This is a genomic window from Streptomyces sp. NPDC019443 (genome assembly GCF_044389785.1).
Lineage (GTDB): Bacteria > Actinomycetota > Actinomycetes > Streptomycetales > Streptomycetaceae > Streptomyces.
Map to the genome: position 1 here is coordinate 108651 of NZ_JBIRYJ010000018.1, position 18035 is coordinate 126685.

Sequence of the window (18035 nt, forward strand, 5' to 3'; positions counted from 1 at the left end):
TCCCGCACGACCACGCGGACGCGTCCATTCGGGTGAATTACCGGCGCTTGTGTGACCGTGCGGGTACAGAGCGCAGTCGGCCGGTGGAGCCTGGAGCTGACCGCGGACCAGCGGGTAAGGCTCGACGCGGCGGGGTGACACCGCCTCAGGCGGGCGGCTGCCAAGTGGGGTGCTCGGCGTCGTGCAGCAGTCCGATCAGGGAGCTGCGCGCCCGCGCCACCCGGGAGCGGACGGTGCCCACCGGACAGCCGCTGACCAGGGCTGCTTCGGCGTACGGCAGTCCCAGCAGCTGTGTGAGGACGAACGCCTCCCGTCGCTCGTCCGGGAGGGTCGCCAGGAGTTCGGCCAGAGCGACGCCGTCGTCGAAGCCCGGCAGATTCCGGGACTGGGCGCGCTCGGCGGCCGACTGCCAGTCGTCCGTGTCCGCGAGCCGGGGGCGCGCGGCGGTGTAGCGGAGGCTGTCGATCACCGCGCGGCGGGCTATGGAGAGCAGCCAGGTGCGGGCCGACGAGCGGCCTTCGAAACGGTGCAGGCTGCCCAGCGCCCTGAGGAAGGTGTCCTGGGTCAGATCGTCGGCGGCTTGCGGGTCCGCGCTGAGGTAGGCGACGTACCGACGTACGTCGCGGTGCAGCGCGCGCACGAAACGCTCAACCGCCAGGGGGTCACCGCCGCGTGCGGCGAGCGCCCACGCGGTGATCGCGTCGTCGTGACCGGTCGTACATCGCGGCATGGTCGAGGTGAGGGCAGCGTTCATCGCCTGGTGTCCTTCTCGGGAATCCGGGATCCGGACCGGCATGTCTGCGGGCCCGGTGAGTCGTACGGCCGCACGCGAAGGGCGCGGCCGATGCCCGAGCGCCGGGGGCTGACCCCATGGCGGCATCGGGAAGCCGGCTGTCAGACGACAGCGGTCCCGGCGGGCGGACCCCGAGAAGTGAGGACGTGAACGAGCAGCCGCTGCCGGGGCGTACGCGTGGCACGGTTCCGGCGCGGGCGGACGCGTGGCCGGTGCGGCATCGCGGGGACGCGGACCGGCAGACACAGCGGTGCGACGAGCCACCCGGCGACGGCGCGCAGGATCCGGAACGCCGCCCGCTCGCCGTACGCGAGCCAGAGGCCGCTCAGCAGCGCGGCCAGCAGATGGGCGGCGAGCATTCCGGTCGACGACATGTCGCTCATGTCGTGGCTGGTCGGTGCCATGGATGCCATGGACTGCATTGCGGACCCGGCATGGTGGTGGTGCACGGGCTGCGCGGGCTCAACTGCCGTCTGGGACAAGGAGAACGCGGTGTGCAGTGCGCTCTGGGCGACCAGGGCGAAGGCCACAACCGGGAGCAGGCCGTACTCCCGCCCGGCCAGACACCACGCCGCCGCGCCCGTCACCGTGACTCCGGCGACCGGCGCCCACCAGGGAAGACCCGCCTTCGACATGAGTACGTGGCCGATGGTGGCGAGCAGCACGCAGACGGCCGCGAACACAGCAGCCCGTACCGCGCGCACTCCCCGTCCAGCAATCATGGCGGGCTCATCCTTGCATTCGCCGCGAGTTCTTCAAGGGGGGATACGGGACTTCCCGAGCGCCGCCCGAGGTTCGGGCACGTGATTCAAGCCATAGAAATCCGCGGGAACTTGAGGGGCGGTCCGGCCGACTCCTGGCACGGCTGGCGGGACCCGGACACCCGGGTGGAACCGCCCGGGGCGGCAACAGATGGAGAGGGTGCCTGTGGGGGCAGAGCAGAAAGTGGTGGGCGCCGCGGCGGGCACGAGGCGTCGGACGAGTGCCACGACGGCGCTGCTGACCTGCGCCATGGCGTTCTCGATGATGCAGCTGTTCCTGCTCGGGGCGCTGGGCCCACGGCTGGTGGACGAGCTGGATGTATCGCCCACCGTGCTCGGTCTGACGACGACCATCGGCTTCGGCGCCGCGGCCGTGCTCTCACCGGTCGGCGGCCGGGTGGTCGACCGGGTGGGGCCGCGCAGCTGTCTGGTCGCGCTGCTCTTCGTCTCCGCCGTGGCGCTGGCGCTGATCGGATCGGCGCCCGGCGTCGGACTGCTCCTGGCGGCGGTCGCGCTCGGCGGGCTGCCGCAGGCGCTGGCCAACCCGGCCACCAACAAGGCGATCCTGGCCACGGTGCCGCCCCAGCGGCGCGGCTCTGTGACCGGGATGAAGCAGTCGGGCGTACAGCTCGGGGCGTTCGCCGCCGGACTGCCGCTCGCCGCGCTGGCCGGGGTCGCGGGCTGGCGGGGCGCGGTGTGGACGGCAGCCGCTGCGGCGGCGGGGGCGGCCCTCTGGGCGGCGCGCGGACTGCCCGCCGATGCGCCGCCGGTCTCCGCCGGACCGCGCTCGTCGCTGGTGCCCCGGGGCGCGATCGCCTGGCTCGCGGTCTTCTCACTCCTGCTGGGCTGCGGGATCGCGTCGGTCAATACCTACCTGGCGCTGTACGGCACGCAGCGGCTCGGCCTCGGCCCCACGGCCGCCGGTGCGCTCGTGGCCGTACTGGGTGTCGCGGGTGTCGCGGGCCGCGTGGGCTGGTCGAAGGTGGCCGGGCATCCCCGCCGTGCCGTGTGGCTGCCGGGCGGTCTCGCCGCGGGGTCGGTGGCGGCTGCGCTGCTGCTGGCGGGCGCGTCCTTCGTGCACCCGCTGGCGTGGGTCGCGGCGGTCGCCGTCGGCGTCTTCGCGGTCGCCGCCAACGCGGTGTCGATGGTGCTGGTCATGCAGCGGGCGGCGCCCGGGCGGGCGGGGCAGGACTCGGCGCTGGTCTCTGCGGGGTTCTTCGCCGGGTTCGCGGTCGGGCCGCCGCTGTTCGGCCTGCTGGCCGAGTCAGGGCACTACGGGCCCGGGTGGGTGCTGGTAGCGGGTGAGTTCGCGGGGGCTTGTGCGGTCGCGGTGTGCTGGGCCGTACGGGACCGGCGCGAGGCGCGCGCGTGAGTACGCCACTGAATGCGCCGCTGAATACGCCGCATTGGGCCGAGCCCGCCCTGGCCAGGGTCCTCGACCGGGTCGCCGTGACCCGGACCGAAGTCGGCGACCGATTCCCGCTGTACGCGGACCAGGAGACCGGGCGGTGGACGGCGACCAGGCGCGGCTCGTGGACCGGCGGATTCTGGGCGGGACTGCTGTGGCTGCGCGCCCGGCACACCGATGACGTACGCGACCGGGAGGCGGCCCGGGCCACCACGAAGCGGCTCGCCGACTGGGCAGGGGCCGACACCGCGACCCGCGGCCTGATCCTCTGGTACGGCACCGCCCTCGCGGACGATCCCGGGGCCGTGGCGCTGCAAGAGCGCGCGGCACGCGCCTGCCTCAATGCGTACGACCATGAACTCGGGCTGGTTCCTTGGGGATCGGCCTTCGGCGGCCCCCGGTGCGTGGCGCGCGTGGACGGCGCACCGGGCATGGTGCCACTGCTCGCGTCGGTGAACGCCAAAGCGGCCGAATCCCATCTGCGCGCGCATCTCGGACTCGGCTCGCCCGGGTGGAGCCGTGGCCGCGCCTGGTTGCTGCTCGCGGTGGCGGACGCACTGCGGTGCCTGGACGTGCCCGATCTTCGCGGTGTGGCACGGGAGTTGACGCCTTCGCGACGTGTTCCGCTCGCTGCCGAGGAGCGTCCCGACGGACCCCTCGACACCTCCGCCGCCGCCATCACGGCTGTGGCCCTGCTCAAACTCGGGCAGCGCGAGCATGCCGTCGCGGTGCTGGAAGAGCTCGTACGCGTACATCTGGCGGCCAACGGCGCGCTGCGGCACGGCTGCTACGACCTTGGCAGTGGCACCGCCACACAGCACGAGCTGGTGTGGGGCAGTTTCTTTCTCGCGTTCGGACTGGCCGTGCTGACGGGGCTCGTCGACGCCCACTCCGCCTAGGACGTACGCAGCACCCGCCGCGCCACGGAAGTGATGTGCAGTTCGTCCGGGCCGTCGAGTATCCGCGCCATCCGTCCCGTACGGAACAGCGCGGGCAGCGCCGTGTCGGGGCCGAGACCCGCCGCGCCGTGCACCTGGATCGCCGCGTCCGCGACCTGCTGGAGCATGCGGGCCGCCGCGACCTTCGCCAGGCCCACCTCCACATGGGCGTCGCGCCCGGCGTCGAGGTGGGCCACCGCCTCGTACACCAGCGGGCGCGTGGTGCGCAGGGCAAGCAACGCCTCGAAGATATGGCGCTGGACGAGCTGCAGGTCACCGAGCGGTCCGCCTGACCGGCCCGACCGGGTGCGGGTGATGGCCCGCTCGCGCATCAGGTCGAATGCCCGGTTTGCCTGGCCGAGCCAGCGCAGACAGCGCAGGGTGCGGCCGAGCTGGAGCCGCTCGCCGGCGATGGCCAGGGCCTTGCCGCGTTCGGCGAGCAGATGATCGCCGTCCACGGGCACCGCGTCCAGGGCGATCTCCCACTGGCCGCCAGCCCCCAGCACGGGCAGCTCGCGCACCACCCGGAAGCCGGGCGAGTCCGTGCCGACGAGCAGCAGCGACAGACCGTCGCGGTCCGGCGGCACACCGTCGGTGCGGGCGAGGACGGTGACCAGGTCGGCGTCGGTGGCAGCGCTGGTGAACCACTTGCGGCCGCTGACGCGCCACGTGCCGTCCGCCGCGGGCTCGGCGCGGGTTTCGGTGAGGAAGGGGTCGGTGCCGGGGGTTTCGGGTTCGGTCATGGCGTAGCAGGAGCGGATCTCGCCCTCGACCAGCCGCTTCAGATACTGGTCGCGTACGCGCGCGCTGCCGTGCCGCCGCAGCATCAGCACGTCCAGCAGGGACGCGGAGCCGAGTACCACCGGCCCGTGGTCACTGGCGCCCTCGGCCTCCGCGATATGCGCGTACGACAGGAGGGGCAGCCCCTTGCCGCCGAGTTCGGCGGGGAGGGGCAGCGCCCACAGGCCCTGCTCCTTGGCCTCGTGCCGGAGCCCGCGCAGCACGGCGGCGGCGTCCGGGCCGCCCAGGTCGAGCACGGGCTCCCGCGGCATGACCCGGTCCCGTACGAAGTCGGCGACTCCGTCCCTCAACTCCCGTACATCGGGCGGGCATGGGGGAAGTCCGGCCGTCACCGACGCCTCACGCTGCACCACTTTCCGCCGCCTTCCGGGAACCCATGGGAACGACTGTCCGACTGCCTCTCACACGGAACTGGTCGGGCGCGAGGGCTCCCGGGTTCCCACCACTTCGGGGAGAGCAGAGGCATGGCACCAGGCATGGCATCAGGCACCGCGTCACCGGCCACCACGCGAGCGGTCCGGCCGCTGGACGGACTGCGGACGCACACGTCGGGGCCGCCGGGGCCGGGCGCCGGGCTCGTGGCGGAGCATCTGCGGCTGCTGGGCGCGGGGCCCTCCAGCGCCTTGGGCCCTCGTGCCGCCGGTTCTCGTGCCGCCGGTTCCCATGTCGCCGGTTCTCATGTGGTCGGTTCTCATGTCGTCGTCGAGGGCGCGGGGTTCGACGGGCTCGCCGCCCGGGCCGTTTGGAGCGAGGCCGCGGGCGACCTCACCGACGAGGCCACCGTGCAGGCCGCCACCGGGATCATGGCGGTGCACGGGCGGCGCGACGGTGGCCCGCGCGGCATCGCGGCCGACTACGCCGCCACCGCCACCGCCGTACTGACCGTGCAGGGCGTGCTGGCAGGACTGCTGGCCCAGGCGCGCGGCGGACAGGTCGCGCAGGTGTCGACCAGCGCCTGCCGGGCGGGGCTGCTGGCCGTCTCGCAGTATCTGGCCGCGGCCGGAGCGGAGGAGGGCGAGGCGGCGGAACTCGCCCCGGGCGGGCCGCCCTTCACATCCGCCGAGGGGACCGTCTTCGAGCTCGAGACCCTGGACCCGGGAGCGTGGGCCGCGTTCTGGCGCACGCTCGGCGCTCCGGAAGAAGCGATACGGGCGGGCTGGCGGCCCTTCCAGTTCCGTTACGCCACGGCCTGCGCGCCCTTCGCCGAAGTCCTGCACACCACCGTCAACGGATGTTCCTGGGAGCGGATCCGGTACGCCGCCGAGGCGTCCGGCGCGGAAGTGTGCCCTCTGCGCTCCCTCGCCGACAGGGGCATCGCCGACGCGCCGCCGTGGGCACTGACCTCGTACGAAGCGTCCTACTCCTCGAGATACTCCTCGAGCACACCCCCGCTCGGCCTGCCGCTCACCGGGCTGACCGTCCTGGAGGCGGGACGGCGCATCCAGGCCCCACTCTCCGCACACCTGTTGGGCCTGCTCGGCGCGGAGGTCGTCCGTATCGAGCCGCCGGGCGGCGACCCGTTGCGCGGTATGCCGCCCTCCTGCTCCGGGATCTCGGCGCGCTGGCTCGCGCTCAACCGGGGCAAGAAGGCCGTCGAGGTCGACATCAAGTCGGCCCCCGACCGGCGGCGGCTGCGCGAGATGGCGGCCGGAGCCGACGTCTTCCTGCACAACTGGGCCCCGGGCAAGGCCGCCGAGCTCGGCCTCGACCGTGATCAGCTGGCCGCCGCCAACCCCGCGCTTGTCTACGCGTACACCAGCGGCTGGGCGGACCGGCTGCACGCGGCGCCCATGGGCACCGACTTCATGGTGCAGGCCCGTACGGGTGTCGGCGAGGCGGTCCGGCCGGCCGACGAACCACCCGCGCCGTCCCTGATGACCCTGCTCGATGTGCTCGGCGGGCTGCTCGGTGCGGAAGCAGTGCTGGCCGGGCTGCTGCTGCGGGAGCGCACGGGCAACGGCGTACGGGTGGACTCATCCCTCCTCGGGGCGGCCGATGTCCTCACCGCGCCCGCGCTCCGTCGTCTCGCGGACGGCCGGGGCGCGCGCCGCCCCGCCGGATTCCGCCGCCCCTTGCCCACCGCCGACGGCTGGCTCGCGCCCACCGACCCCTGCGCGGTCGCGGCCGCGGCGTACGACCTGCGCGAACTGCCCACGGCCGAGGCGCTGGCGCAGCTGCGCGCGCACGGACTGACCGCGACCGCGGTCACCGCCGACCTGGCAGCTCTGCACGACGACCCGCGCTTCGCCGGCTCGATCAGCCGCGACGCGCATGGTGCCCCTGCCGTTCCCGACCCCTGGAGCTTCCTGTGACCGTCGCCCTGCACGACCTGCTGCCCGCCGACCTGCGCCGCTCCTGGACGGTCGACGGCACCTGCCCCGACCTCGACGTGTACAGCCTCTACCGGGCTCGCCAGATCGCCGACCTGCATCGAACCGCGGTGATCGACGCCAAGGGGAAACTCTGTTACACGGCGCTCGACCGCAAGGTGCGATGTCTGGCCGCCGGCCTCACCGGCCTGGGCATACGCCCGGGCGATGTGGTCGGCGTACAGCTTCCGGGCGGCCGCAACGCCGTCGTCGCCGACCTGGCGCTGGCCGCGATCGGCGCGGTCGCGCTGCCGTTCCCGGTGGGCCGGGGAGGGCGCGAGGCGGCGTCGCTGCTGAGCAGATCCGAGGCGGTCGCCGTGATCGCCGCCATCGAGCACAGGGGCTGCCGACACGCCGCCGATCTGGTCGGCCTCGTCGGTAAGCCCGGCGAGTCCGGTGAATCCGGTGAACTGCCCGCCCTGCGCACGGTGATCGCCGCCGGGCCGGGCACCGCGCCGGAAGGCTCCGTACCGCTGTCGCGGCTGCTGCGTACCGACGCGAGCGCCTTCGTCCCGGCCCGCCCTGACCCCGAGTCCGCCGTACGCATCCTGGTCTCTTCGGGCTCCGAGGCCGAGCCCAAGATGATCGCGTACTCGCACAACGCGCTGGCCGGCGGCCGCGGCAACTTCCTGGCATCCCTGATGAAGGACGGGCAGCCGCCGCGCTGCCTCTTCCTCGTCCCGCTCGCCTCCGCCTTCGGCAGCAACGCCACGGCGGTCGCCCTCGCCCGGCACGGCGGAACCCTCGTCCTGCTCGACCACTTCACGCCCGAGGCGGCCCTGGACGCCATCGCCGAGCACGAGCCGACGCATGTGCTGGGCGTGCCGACGATGATCCGGACGATGCTCGACCGGCTGGCCGAGCGGCCGCGCGAACTTCCGGCGCCCACCGCGCTGGTGCTCGGCGGCTCGGTCCTCGACGCAGCCACCGCGGACGAGGCGCGCCGCGTCTTCGGCTGCCCGGTGGTCAATCTGTACGGGTCGGCGGACGGCGTCAACTGCCATACGGGGCTTGGCGACGAGGCGCTGAAGCCGACCGGTCCCGGCGTGCTCGCGGGCCACCCGGACCCGCGCGTCGCGGACATCCGGGTCGCGGTCCCGGACACCCACGAGATGGAGGAGGTGCCCGCGGGGACGGTCGGCGAGATCGTCGCCCGCGGCCCGATGACCCCGCTCTGCTACGTCGGCGCGCCCGAGCTCGATGCCCGCTACCGCACGGCCGACGGCTGGGTGCGCACCGGAGACCTCGGCATCCTGTCGGAGGACGGCGCGCTTCGGGTCGTGGGCCGCCTCAAGGACGTGGTGATCCGCGGCGGCGCGAACATCAGCCCCGCCGAGGTCGAGATCGAACTGGCCGCGCATCCGGGGATACGGGACGTGGTGTGCGTCGGCGTCCCGGACCCGCTGATGGGCGAGCGGCTCGCGGCCTGCGTGGTCATCCGGGACGGCCACGCCCCCGCGCTCGACGACCTGTGCGCCCACCTCGACGCCCGCGGCCTGGAGCGCCGCAAGCACCCGGAACGCCTGCTGGTGGTGGCGGCGGTTCCACTGACCCCGGCGGGCAAGCCGGACCGGGCGTCCCTGCGGGAGCAGTTCGCCGGTGATCCGTTGGTTCAGGCGGTCTGACCCGCGGGATCGTCCTGTGGTTCAGGCGGTCTGACCCGCGGGGATCGTCCTGAATCGCCGGACGGGCTTGATGATCAAGCCCGTCCGGCGCAGGGCTCAGACCCCCGCCATCGCCTTCTTCAGCGCCGACGCCGCATCGCGGTACACCGGCAGCAGATCCAGGTCCTTCCCCGGGAAGTTGACGATCTTCACCTGCTTCGCGCCCGTGTCGGGCAGCACCGTCCCCGTCGACATATGCGCGTTGTCCATAACCAGCGCGGGCTTCTTCGCCGACAGGTCCGAGAGCTGCTTCGCGGTCACGGCCTCGGGACCGTACGTCCCCACCACCTCCGCGCCCGCCAGTTTCGCCGACCACGCGGTGAAGACCTGCGTGACGACAGCAGGGGCCTTGCCGCCCGGCCACGCCGCCTTCAACTCCCGCTGCAGATCCGCGTACTGCGTCCGGAAGGTCTTCTGCCACGTCGCTGCCGCGTCCTGCGTGCCGAACAGCTTGCCCAGCCGGGTCACTTCCGCGCTCGCCTTGTCCGCGTCGTTGTCGAGATTCACCTCGACCAGCTCGGCGTCCGAGCCTGCCGCCTCCTTGATCTTCTCGGCGTACGGCTCGAAGGGCGCGTAGAGGACGAAGTCGGCGTCGGCCACCGCCGCGAGGTCGGACGGCTTCGGGTCGTAGTCGGGGGCGTGCTGCACCGACTGCGGAACGATGACCTTGACGTCCTTCGCACCCGCGGCCCTGGCGAAAGCGCCCTCCCACGTCGTCGTCGCCACGACCACCGGGGCCCCGTCGTGCGGGTGCCCGCCGTCGCCGGACGAGGAGTCCGAGGTGTCCGAACCGCCGCAGCCGGCCGTCAGGGCGAGGGCCGCGGTCAGTGCGACGAGGGGTGCCGCGAGGGAGGGGAAGCGGACGCGGTTGCGCGCCATGGGCGGGTTCTCCGTTCAGGTACGAGATGGACGCCGAGGGCCACTGCCCCGGCCGTCAGGACGAGGACAGGACCGGGCGGCAGGTCAAGGGAGAGGGCGACGAGGAAGCCGGTCGCGTTGACGGCGACGCCGATGGACACCGCCCACGCGGTGATCGACTTCAGCGAGGAGCCCAGGCGTCGCGCGGCGAGCGCGGGCAGCAGGGTCAGCGCGTCGACGAGCAGCGCGCCGGTCAGCTTGATCGCGCCGGCGACGGCCACCGCGACCAGGACGAGCAGGAGGAGCGTCAGCCGCTCGACCTGCACGCCTGAGCAGAGGGCGAGTTCACGGTCGTACAGCAGCAGGGCGATGTCACGCCGCCGCCACCAGAAGAGCCCCGGCACTACGACGGCGAGCGCCCCCAGCACCCACAGATCAGCCGTGCCCACCGAGAGGATCGAGCCCCACAGCAGCGCGAACGCGCCCGCGGCGTTGACCCCTGAGACGGCGAGCACCAGCAGCGCGGCCGCGATGGCGAGACTCATCAACAGGCCCATCGCGCCGGAGAGTCCGTCCGGTGTACGGGCGAGCGGCGCGACTCCGGCGCCGGCGAGCGCACACGCGAGAAGCGCGCACAGCATGGGGTCGAGGCCGGTCAGCAGGCCCACGGCGATCCCCAGCAGAGCCACGTGCATCATCGCGAAGCGCACCGGCATGATGTCGAGCCCGACGATCACCACGCCGATGACCGGGAGCCCGACGGCGGCCAACAGCAGGGCGACGCCTGCCCGTTGCACGGGTACGAGCTGCAGCAGTTCGCCGAGACCGGCGGCGAGGTCGGCGGCGTGGTCGGCGGCGAGAGTCATCCGGCCTCCCGCAGCCGCCCGGCGGCCATCTCGAGCACCCGCTCACAGCGGTCGGCCAGCGCCCGGTCGTGCGTCACCAGGACGAGGGTCGCGGGCAGCGCCAGCAGTACGTCAGCGGCCTCTTCCTGACCGGCGAAGTCGAGCGCGGCGGTGGGCTCGTCGGCCAGCAGCACGCCGGCCCCAGCGGCGACGGATCCGACCGCCCGCGCCAGATACATACGCTGCAACTGTCCCCCGGACAGGGTGTGCAGCGGCCGCCGGTCCAGCTGCCCCACGCCCAGCTTCTCCGCGGCGTCCGCCGCCTCCGCGCGAGCTCCGCTGCTCGCCAGCAACTCCCCTGCTTGCAGCGGGAACCGCCCGGCCGCGGGCTTCTGCGGAATCCACGCACACGCCCGCCGCCGCCAGGCCCACTCGGCGGCGGTACGCGCCTGCCGCCCGCCGACCAGGATCTCGCCGTCGGCCGTGCGGTGCAGGCCGAGCAGGGCCCGCAGCAGCGTGGTCTTGCCGGATCCATTGGTGCCGGTCAGCGCCACGCGCTCACCGGCGGCGACGTCGAGATCGACGCCGCGTACGGCATCCACGCGGCCGTGCCGGCAGCCGACGTGGCGCATCCGGATGTCCAGCCCACCCATTCCACCTCCCAGGTCACGGGAGAGGAGTCGGACGAAGGGGCGGTTCGGTTCCCGCGCTCTGCCAGGTCACTGACCTCGCCAGATCACTCCCCGGCCCGCACCACCACCGCCGCCGCCCGCACCGTACTCCCGTCCCCGAACCGCAGGACGAACTCGACCCGCTCGCCCAGCTTCAGCGCCGGCGGCTCCTCGACCATCACGTCCCCACAGCAGGGGACATCCTCAGCTCGCCGCCCGCCGGCACCTTCAGTGCGGACACCGCCTCCATCCGGCCCGCGCCGTCCGTCTCGACGTCGCGGGCCAGCATGGTGGGGGAGCCGAGCAGCGGGGCGTCGGCCGAGACCAGGGTGGCGTCGGTGCCGCCGGTGTTGCGCAGGTCGATGTAGGCCACCGTGTCCCGGTCCGGGAGCGGCTGGACGAGGCGGGCGCGGGTGACGGTGATCTCGGCGGGCGGGATGCCGGCCGCGCCGCTCGTCACATAGGCCGTGAGCAGGGCGAGCGTCACGGCGCAGGCCGCCACCGGGACCAGTACGGCCCCGGCCACGGCTGCCTGCGTCCCGGGGAGGTCGTCGGAGCCTTCAGCGGAGGCTGAGGTCATCGGAGCCCCTCCGGGCGTCGGCGGAACGGTAGGTGACGCGCGCCGGGTTCGCGGGGCGGGTGCGCCGCTGGGACCTGTGCGTACGCAGCCGCAGGCTGTTGCCGACGACCAGCACGGAGCTGGCGGACATCGCGAGCGCCGCGAACATCGGGGTGAGCCAGCCGGTCGCGGCCAGCGGCACGGTGACCACGTTGTAGCCGAAGGCCCAGACGAGATTGGCCCGGATCGTGGTGAGCGTGCGGCGGGTGAGGAGTACCGCCGCGACGACCGCCGCCATGTCCTCCCGTACGAGAGTGATGTCGGCGGCCCCGATCGCCGCGTCCGTGCCGCTGCCCATGGCGATGCCGAGGTCCGCGGATGCGAGGGCGGCCGCGTCGTTGACGCCGTCGCCGATCACCGCGACGTGCCGCCCCTCGGCACGCAGCGAGGCGACCAGCCCCGCCTTGCCCTCGGGGCTGACGCCCGCGTGCACGGCGGTGATGCTCAGCGCACGGGCGACCGCCCGCGCCGCGGCCGGTCCGTCCCCGGTCACCAGGACGGCCTCGATGCCCAGGCGCTTCAGCTTGGTCACCGCGGCGCCACTGGAGGGGCGCAGGGTGTCCCCGACGGCGAGCAGCGCCACGGGCCGGGAGTCGATCTCGACGACGACCGCCGTGAGCCCTGCCTCCTCGGCGCGCAGCAGGGCGGCCTGCAGGGCGTCCGGGAGCGGGGCCGCCGCGCGTGGACTGCGTACGGAGATCTCCCGGCCCTCGACCCGGCCGTGCACGCCCTCGCCTCGCACGGCCCGGAAGCCGGCCACCTCGGGCAGCGCGTCGTCGCCGGTCTGCCGACGAGCGGCGGCCACCAGGGCGCGGCCGATGGGGTGTTCGGAGCCGTACTCCACCGCGCCCGCGAGACGCAGCACGGCCGCGGCGTCCAGCCCCTCGGCCACCACCGTCTCGACGAGCGTCATACGGCCCGTGGTGAGCGTGCCCGTCTTGTCGAAGACCGCGGTGTCGACGCGGCGCAGCCGCTCCAGCGCGCCCGGCTCCTTGATCAGTACGCCGAGCTGCGCGCCGTGCCCCGTTGCCGCCAGGAACGCGGTGGGGGTCGCAAGGCCCAGGGCGCACGGGCAGGCCACGACGAGCACGGCGACCGCGGCGGTGACGGCCGCCTCCGGCTCGGCACCGGCCCCGAGCCAGAAGCCGAGCACGCACGCCGCGACCGTCACGATCGCCGGGACGAACACCCCGGCGATCGCGTCGGCGAGCCGCTGGATGCGCGCCTTGCCCGCCTGGGCATCGGTCACCAGCCGGGTGATACGGGCGAGTTGGGTGTCGGCCCCGACGGCGGTCGCGCGGACGACGAGCAGTCCGCCGGAGTTGACGGCACCACCCACCACACGAAAGCCGGGCCCCACTTCCACCGGTGTCGACTCACCGGTGACCAGGGAGAGATCCAGCGCCGAGCTGCCCTCGGTCACCACCCCGTCGGTGGCGATCTTCTCGCCCGGCCGGACCATGAACTCCTGGCCGGTCCGCAGCTCCGACACCGGGATACGGCGGCTGCCGCTCCCCTCCAACTCCACGTCCCTCGCTCCGAGTTCGGCGAGCGCCCGGAGCGCGGACCCGGTGCCGTGCCTGGCACGCGCCTCCAGATACCGGCCGGTGAGGACGAAGAGCGGAACGCCGACCGCGGCCTCCAGATACACATGCGCGGTTCCGCCGTCCGCGCTGGGCAGCCAGCTGAACGGCATCCGCATGTCCGGATCGCCGGCGCCGCCGAAGTACAGGGCGTACACGGACCAGAGGTAGGACGCGATCACGCCGAGGGAGACGAGGGTGTCCATGGTGGCCGTGGCATGCCGCAGGCCCCGCAGCGCCCGGGCGTGGAAGGGCTGGGAGCTCCAGACGACGACGGGGCCCGCGAGGGTGAAGCAGAGCCACTGCCAGTAGTCGAACTGCAGGGCGGGGACCATGGACAGGACCAGGACCGGGACCGCCAGCACGGCGGTGATCAGCAGCCGCTCGCGGCCCTCGGCCCGCTCCTCGTCGTCGCCGTCGTCTTCGTCGTCGGAAGTCTCGTCGGCCGGTGGCGGCGGCAACTGGGCGGTGTAGCCCGCACGTTCCACCGTGGAGATCAGCTCGTCCGCGCTCACCTCGGGCGGATGCGCGATCCGGGCCAGGCCGGTGGCCAGATTGACGGTGGCGCTCACCCCGTCGATGCGGTTCAGCCTCTTCTCGACCCGGGCCACGCACGCCGCGCACGTCATGCCGCCGACCAGCAGGTCCGTCATCGGCCCTCCCCCGCGCCGTGCATGCCGGGCATGCCGGGCATACGGTCGGGGCTCTCCTCGACGCGGTGCAGACCCGGCGCCACCGGACCGACGGCACGTCCCACCGCGTACGAGACGGCCGTCAGCGCGAACACCAGGAGCACGAACCCCACCAGAGCCGGGGGCGCGGGTATCCGTGAAGTCCTCATGCGTCCATACCGTAAGGGGGTATGGACACGAGGCGAACCCCCCGGCGCTGTGAGGAACAACAGCGCCCCAGCCGGGAACCCGCGGGGGCACCGCTCCGACTGCGTCCGGTCAGATCCGGCTGGCCGGTCGGCCGACGATCACTGGCGGCGCGCCCAGGGCCGGGCGATCATCGGGACATGAGCCCCGTGATTCATCTCGCCCAGCAGCCCGAGGCCGACGAACTGCTCGGCCGCAGTCCGCTCGCCGTCCTCGTCGGCATGCTGCTCGACCAGCAGGTCCCCATGGAGTGGGCGTTCTCCGGCCCGTACACCATCGCGCAGCGCATGGGCAGCGACGATCTCGACGCCGCCCAGATCGCCTCGTACGACCCCGATGCCTTCGCCGAGCTGCTGAAGCAGAAGCCCGCAGTCCACCGCTACCCGGGAAGCATGGCCAAGCGGGTGCATCAGCTGTGCCAGTACCTGGTCGACAATTACGACGGCGACGTGAGCGCCATCTGGCGCGACGTGGCGACCGGGGACGAGCTGCTGGCGCGGCTGAAGGCGCTGCCGGGCTTCGGCGAGCAGAAGGCGAAGATCTTCCTGGCGCTGCTGGGCAAGCAGTACGGGGTGCAGCCCAAGGGCTGGCGCGAGGCGGCCGGGGCGTACGGCGAGAAGGGCTCGTACCGCTCGGCCGCCGACATCACCGGGCCCGAGTCACTGGCCAAGGTGCGCGAGTACAAGCAGATGGCGAAGCGCGCCGCAAAGGCGGCCAGAGAGACCTGACGCCCCGCTGTGCCCGCTCGGCGTGTTGAAGTGGATGGATCACCTCCTGGTGTCAATGCGATGAAATGCGCCGTGAGTTGAGGCACAACTGTTCACAGAACCCGCAGAGATCGCTAACTTCCCCTCAACCTCGTACACACCGGGAAGGATCTCTGTGAAGGCAACCCATCGCAGAGCCGTGGCCACCATGGCCGCCGCCGCACTCGCGACCCCGCTCCTGCTGGCATCCGCCTCCCCCTCCGTCGCGCACCGCCACAGCCCTGGCGAGCAGGCGGCGAAGGACGCGTCGAAGCTGGCCAGGAAGCTGGTCGACAAGTCGTCCGCCACGGACGCCTACAAGCACCTGCAGAAGTTCCAGCAGATAGCCGACACGACGGGCGGCCACCGGGCCGCGGGCACGCTCGGGCACGACGCCTCCGCGGCCTACGTCTACCAGCAGCTGAAGAAATTCGGCTACGACGTCTCGTACCACCAGTTCGACTTCATCTACACCGAGACACAGGCCGAGAAGCTCTCGGTGCTCACGCCCGCGCCGCGCGACATCGAGATCAAGGCGATGACGTACACCAAGTCCACGCCGGTGGGCGGCATCAAGGCCGATCTGGCGGCGGTGCCTGTGGACGAAACGACCGGCTGCGAGCCCGCCGACTACGCGTCGGGGACCTTCACCGGCAAGATCGCGCTGATCAAGCGGGGCGGCTGCACCTTCGGCGCGAAGCAGGCAGCCGCGGCAGACGCGGGCGCGGCCGGCGCGATCATCTACAACAACACCGACGGCGCGCTCGCCGGCACCCTCGGCGACTCGGCCACCGGCAAGATACCGACCGGCGGAATCACCAAGGCGGAGGGCGAGAAGCTCGCCGCCGACCTCGCCACGGGCCCGGTGAACATCTCCTTCGAGATCCGCCAGCTGCAGCAGAAGCGCGTCACCAACAACGTCATCGCGGAGACCCGCGGCGGCAACGCGGCCAACACCGTCATGCTCGGCTCGCACCTCGACTCGGTGACCGCGGGCCCCGGCATCAACGACAACGGCTCCGGCTCGGCCGGACTCCTCGAAGTCGCCCAGGAACTCGCCAAGTCCAAGTCGAAGCCCGCCAACAAGGTCCGCTTCGCCTGGTGGTCGGCGGAGGAGAACGGCCTGCTCGGCTCGGAGGCGTACGTCGCGCAGCTGAGCTCCCTGGGCAAGCAGGAGATCAAGCTCTACCTGAACTTCGACATGATCGCCTCGCCGAACTACGGGCTCTTCGTCTACGACGGCGACGACTCGGACGGCGTGGGGGCGGGTCCCGGCCCGGTCGGCTCTGCCCAACTCGAACGCGACATCAACGAATTCCTCGACAAGCGGGGCACGCCGCACGAGGGCACGGACTTCACCGGCCGCTCCGACTACGGCCCGTTCATCGAGGTCGGCATCCCGTCCGGTGGCACGTTCACGGGCGCGGAGGGCATCAAGACGGACAAGCAGGCGGAGAAGTTCGGCGGCACGGCGGGCGTCGCGTACGACTCCTGCTACCACGCCAAGTGCGACACGATCAGCAACATCGACATGAAGGCGTTCGCCGTCAACATCGGCGTCATCGCCAACGCGGTGGGTACCTACGCCCACGACCTGAGCTCGCTGCGCAAGCCGGTGGTCACCGTCCCGACGGACGGCGACGCGGGCAGCGGCGGCGGCCTGCACGACGGTCACGGCCACGAAGTGACCGAGTAACCGGTCCGGGGGACCCCCAAGAGACTGAAACTCATGAGAACACTTCCCCCACGTCCTGCGGGCGTGGGGGAAGTGCACGTTCAGCGCCGGCGCGACCGTCCCGACCCGCCCGGCCGTAGGCGCGGGCGTGTCCGTTTCCGGCGCGGTCGGCGGCTGGTCGGTGACGCTCATGACACCCCTCTATTCCAGGTTTGCGTCATTTTGATCAACATTGCACTGGCGCTGCGTGGCTGCGCCAAGAGCCGCTTGACCGGTAGGCTTTCCGTGTGATCTTCAAGCGCATCGGTAACGGGCGGCCGTATCCCGACCACGGCCGGGAAAGCACCCGGCAGTGGGCGGATGTCGCGCCGCGCCCGGTCCGCCTCGATCAGCTCGTGACCACCAAGGGCCAGCTCGATCTCGAAACGCTGCTCGCCGAGGACTCCACGTTCTACGGCGACCTCTTCGCCCATGTCGTGAAGTGGCAGGGCGACCTCTACCTCGAGGACGGCCTGCACCGCGCCGTGCGCGCCGCGCTGCAGCAGCGCCAGGTGCTGCACGCCCGCGTGCTCGAGCTGGGCTGAGCCGGAGCGGCCACGGTCGCCGACTGACCCTTTCGGGCCCTTTCGGGACCGTACGGACGCAATCGGTTGATCATTTAGTAGGCATCGGCATCAGGCCGCACTACGCTGCGCCCATGAGCATGCTCACTCCCCCCGGCATGGGCGGAAAGTACCGCATCACGGGCGACAGGTACCCCCGAATGCGACGCCCGCGCAACCGCGGCAGGATCGTTGTGGCAGCCGTTGCCGCGGTGATCGCCCTCGGCCTGGCCGGGTGGGGAACGCTGCAGCTCATCGACGTCTTCACCGGCAACGGCAAGAGCACGTCCGCGGCCGTCCGCACGACGGACTGCAAACACTCACCCGAGCCGTCCGGCGCGCCCGTGCGGCCCGTGACGCTCGAGCCGGGCCAGATCACGGTGAACGTCTACAACGCGACTCCCCGCAGCGGCCTCGCCAAGGCGGCCGCCGACGAGCTGAAGAAGCGCGGCTTCGCCATCGGCAAGGTGGGCAACGCCCCGGCGGAGTACGACAAGAAGATCCCAGGCACCGCGATACTGCTGGGCGCGCCGGCGGCCACCAACGGCCCCTTCTCGGTGCTCGGCACCCAGCTGAAGAGCGCCACGACCAAGACCGACGCCCGTACGACCCCTGACGTCGACCTGATCCTCGGCACGGCCTTCAGGACCCTGGACGCGCCGAAGGACGCGGATGCGGCCCTGGCCACGTTGGCCAACCCCGCGCCCGCGCCCTCCAGGAAATGCTGAACTAGTCTTCTGAGTCAGGAATTCTGTTGAGATGTGTAGGCTTGCTCTATGGCGGGGATGGGGCGGCCGAAGGCCGAGTTGACGCTGTCGGATGAG

The 18035-nt window shown here is 72.4% G+C and carries 17 protein-coding genes; 8 read left to right on the forward strand and 9 right to left on the reverse strand.

The genetic code is table 11. The features are described from left to right. Positions 1 to 145: 145 nt before the first annotated feature. Both ACH492_RS34785 and ACH492_RS34790 read right to left on the reverse strand, forming a co-directional pair. Positions 146 to 754, reverse strand: a complete 609-nt coding sequence (locus tag ACH492_RS34785) for a sigma-70 family RNA polymerase sigma factor (protein ID WP_398992599.1) — start codon at positions 752 to 754, stop codon at positions 146 to 148. 140 nt (positions 755 to 894) lie between these two features. Beyond that, a complete protein-coding gene (locus tag ACH492_RS34790) occupies positions 895 to 1515 on the reverse strand; it encodes a hypothetical protein (RefSeq protein ID WP_398992601.1) in 621 nt (206 codons plus the stop codon). A 190-nt stretch (positions 1516 to 1705) separates the two neighbouring features. Here ACH492_RS34790 and ACH492_RS34795 point away from each other — a divergent pair, with 190 nt between their 5' ends. Both ACH492_RS34795 and ACH492_RS34800 read left to right on the forward strand, forming a co-directional pair. Next, the gene (locus tag ACH492_RS34795) at positions 1706 to 2926 is read left to right on the forward strand and encodes an MFS transporter (protein ID WP_398992603.1); all 1221 of its coding nucleotides are present in this window, start codon (positions 1706 to 1708) and stop codon (positions 2924 to 2926) included. Next, the gene (locus tag ACH492_RS34800) at positions 2923 to 3861 is read left to right on the forward strand and encodes a sugar ABC transporter permease (RefSeq protein ID WP_398992605.1); all 939 of its coding nucleotides are present in this window, start codon (positions 2923 to 2925) and stop codon (positions 3859 to 3861) included. Before ACH492_RS34795 ends, ACH492_RS34800 begins: the two co-directional genes overlap by 4 nt. Here ACH492_RS34800 and ACH492_RS34805 read toward each other — a convergent pair. Beyond that, on the reverse strand, positions 3858 to 5051 hold the full coding sequence (locus tag ACH492_RS34805) for an acyl-CoA dehydrogenase family protein (RefSeq protein ID WP_398992628.1): 1194 nt from the start codon (positions 5049 to 5051) through the stop codon (positions 3858 to 3860). The genes ACH492_RS34800 and ACH492_RS34805 overlap by 4 nt on opposite strands. A gap of 126 nt (positions 5052 to 5177) precedes the next feature. On the opposite strand from ACH492_RS34805, the gene ACH492_RS34810 reads away from it, so the two are divergent. Both ACH492_RS34810 and ACH492_RS34815 read left to right on the forward strand, forming a co-directional pair. Beyond that, positions 5178 to 7013 (forward strand): CoA transferase, encoded by a 1836-nt coding sequence (locus tag ACH492_RS34810; protein ID WP_398992607.1) that lies wholly within the window; start codon positions 5178 to 5180, stop codon positions 7011 to 7013. Further along, positions 7010 to 8695: a class I adenylate-forming enzyme family protein gene (locus ACH492_RS34815; protein WP_398992609.1), complete on the forward strand. Its 1686-nt coding sequence runs from the start codon at positions 7010 to 7012 to the stop codon at positions 8693 to 8695. The genes ACH492_RS34810 and ACH492_RS34815 overlap by 4 nt, the downstream gene beginning before the upstream one ends. Positions 8696 to 8791: 96 nt before the next feature. Here ACH492_RS34815 and ACH492_RS34820 read toward each other — a convergent pair whose 3' ends face one another. The 6 genes from ACH492_RS34820 to ACH492_RS34845 all read right to left on the reverse strand — a co-directional run bounded on the left by ACH492_RS34820 (position 8792) and on the right by ACH492_RS34845 (position 14151). Next, entirely contained in the window at positions 8792 to 9613 is an 822-nt protein-coding gene (locus ACH492_RS34820; protein WP_398992611.1) for a metal ABC transporter solute-binding protein, Zn/Mn family, read from the reverse strand. Further along, on the reverse strand, positions 9559 to 10458 hold the full coding sequence (locus tag ACH492_RS34825) for a metal ABC transporter permease (RefSeq protein ID WP_398992613.1): 900 nt from the start codon (positions 10456 to 10458) through the stop codon (positions 9559 to 9561). Before ACH492_RS34825 ends, ACH492_RS34820 begins: the two co-directional genes overlap by 55 nt. Further along, positions 10455 to 11090, reverse strand: coding sequence for an ATP-binding cassette domain-containing protein (locus ACH492_RS34830; protein ID WP_398992615.1), 636 nt, complete (start codon positions 11088 to 11090; stop codon positions 10455 to 10457). Before ACH492_RS34830 ends, ACH492_RS34825 begins: the two co-directional genes overlap by 4 nt. Before the next feature lie 196 nt (positions 11091 to 11286). After that, positions 11287 to 11688, reverse strand: coding sequence for a copper chaperone PCu(A)C (locus tag ACH492_RS34835; protein ID WP_398992617.1), 402 nt, complete (start codon positions 11686 to 11688; stop codon positions 11287 to 11289). After that, positions 11669 to 13963 carry a heavy metal translocating P-type ATPase gene (locus tag ACH492_RS34840; RefSeq protein WP_398992619.1) on the reverse strand — a complete coding sequence of 765 codons (2295 nt, stop codon included), beginning with the start codon at positions 13961 to 13963 and terminating at the stop codon, positions 11669 to 11671. Before ACH492_RS34840 ends, ACH492_RS34835 begins: the two co-directional genes overlap by 20 nt. Then, on the reverse strand, positions 13960 to 14151 hold the full coding sequence (locus tag ACH492_RS34845) for a hypothetical protein (RefSeq protein WP_398992621.1): 192 nt from the start codon (positions 14149 to 14151) through the stop codon (positions 13960 to 13962). The genes ACH492_RS34840 and ACH492_RS34845 overlap by 4 nt, the downstream gene beginning before the upstream one ends. Positions 14152 to 14328: 177 nt before the next feature. Between ACH492_RS34845 and ACH492_RS34850 the strand changes: the two genes are divergently transcribed. The 4 genes from ACH492_RS34850 (at position 14329) to ACH492_RS34865 (ending at position 17939) form a co-directional block, all read left to right on the forward strand. Continuing rightward, the gene (locus tag ACH492_RS34850) at positions 14329 to 14916 is read left to right on the forward strand and encodes an HhH-GPD-type base excision DNA repair protein (protein ID WP_398992623.1); all 588 of its coding nucleotides are present in this window, start codon (positions 14329 to 14331) and stop codon (positions 14914 to 14916) included. Positions 14917 to 15094: 178 nt separating this feature from the next. Continuing rightward, positions 15095 to 16630 (forward strand): M28 family metallopeptidase, encoded by a 1536-nt coding sequence (locus ACH492_RS34855; RefSeq protein WP_398992630.1) that lies wholly within the window; start codon positions 15095 to 15097, stop codon positions 16628 to 16630. 266 nt (positions 16631 to 16896) lie between these two features. After that, on the forward strand, positions 16897 to 17193 hold the full coding sequence (locus tag ACH492_RS34860) for a type II toxin-antitoxin system VapB family antitoxin (protein WP_003955420.1): 297 nt from the start codon (positions 16897 to 16899) through the stop codon (positions 17191 to 17193). A gap of 113 nt (positions 17194 to 17306) precedes the next feature. Then, complete coding sequence (locus ACH492_RS34865) at positions 17307 to 17939, forward strand: LytR C-terminal domain-containing protein (RefSeq protein ID WP_398992625.1); 633 nt, start codon at positions 17307 to 17309, stop codon at positions 17937 to 17939. Positions 17940 to 18035: the final 96 nt, after the last annotated feature.

Coding starts and splice junctions, on each gene's coding strand:
- ACH492_RS34865 (WP_398992625.1), top strand. CDS start 17,307: ATGAGCATGCTCACTCCCCCCGGCATGGGCGGAAAGTACCGCATCACG.
- ACH492_RS34850 (WP_398992623.1), top strand. CDS start 14,329: ATGAGCCCCGTGATTCATCTCGCCCAGCAGCCCGAGGCCGACGAACTG.
- ACH492_RS34785 (WP_398992599.1), bottom strand. CDS start 754: ATGAACGCTGCCCTCACCTCGACCATGCCGCGATGTACGACCGGTCAC.
- ACH492_RS34835 (WP_398992617.1), bottom strand. CDS start 11,688: ATGACCTCAGCCTCCGCTGAAGGCTCCGACGACCTCCCCGGGACGCAG.
- ACH492_RS34830 (WP_398992615.1), bottom strand. CDS start 11,090: ATGGGTGGGCTGGACATCCGGATGCGCCACGTCGGCTGCCGGCACGGC.
- ACH492_RS34790 (WP_398992601.1), bottom strand. CDS start 1,515: ATGATTGCTGGACGGGGAGTGCGCGCGGTACGGGCTGCTGTGTTCGCG.
- ACH492_RS34795 (WP_398992603.1), top strand. CDS start 1,706: ATGGAGAGGGTGCCTGTGGGGGCAGAGCAGAAAGTGGTGGGCGCCGCG.
- ACH492_RS34810 (WP_398992607.1), top strand. CDS start 5,178: ATGGCATCAGGCACCGCGTCACCGGCCACCACGCGAGCGGTCCGGCCG.
- ACH492_RS34825 (WP_398992613.1), bottom strand. CDS start 10,458: ATGACTCTCGCCGCCGACCACGCCGCCGACCTCGCCGCCGGTCTCGGC.
- ACH492_RS34820 (WP_398992611.1), bottom strand. CDS start 9,613: ATGGCGCGCAACCGCGTCCGCTTCCCCTCCCTCGCGGCACCCCTCGTC.
- ACH492_RS34845 (WP_398992621.1), bottom strand. CDS start 14,151: ATGAGGACTTCACGGATACCCGCGCCCCCGGCTCTGGTGGGGTTCGTG.
- ACH492_RS34840 (WP_398992619.1), bottom strand. CDS start 13,963: ATGACGGACCTGCTGGTCGGCGGCATGACGTGCGCGGCGTGCGTGGCC.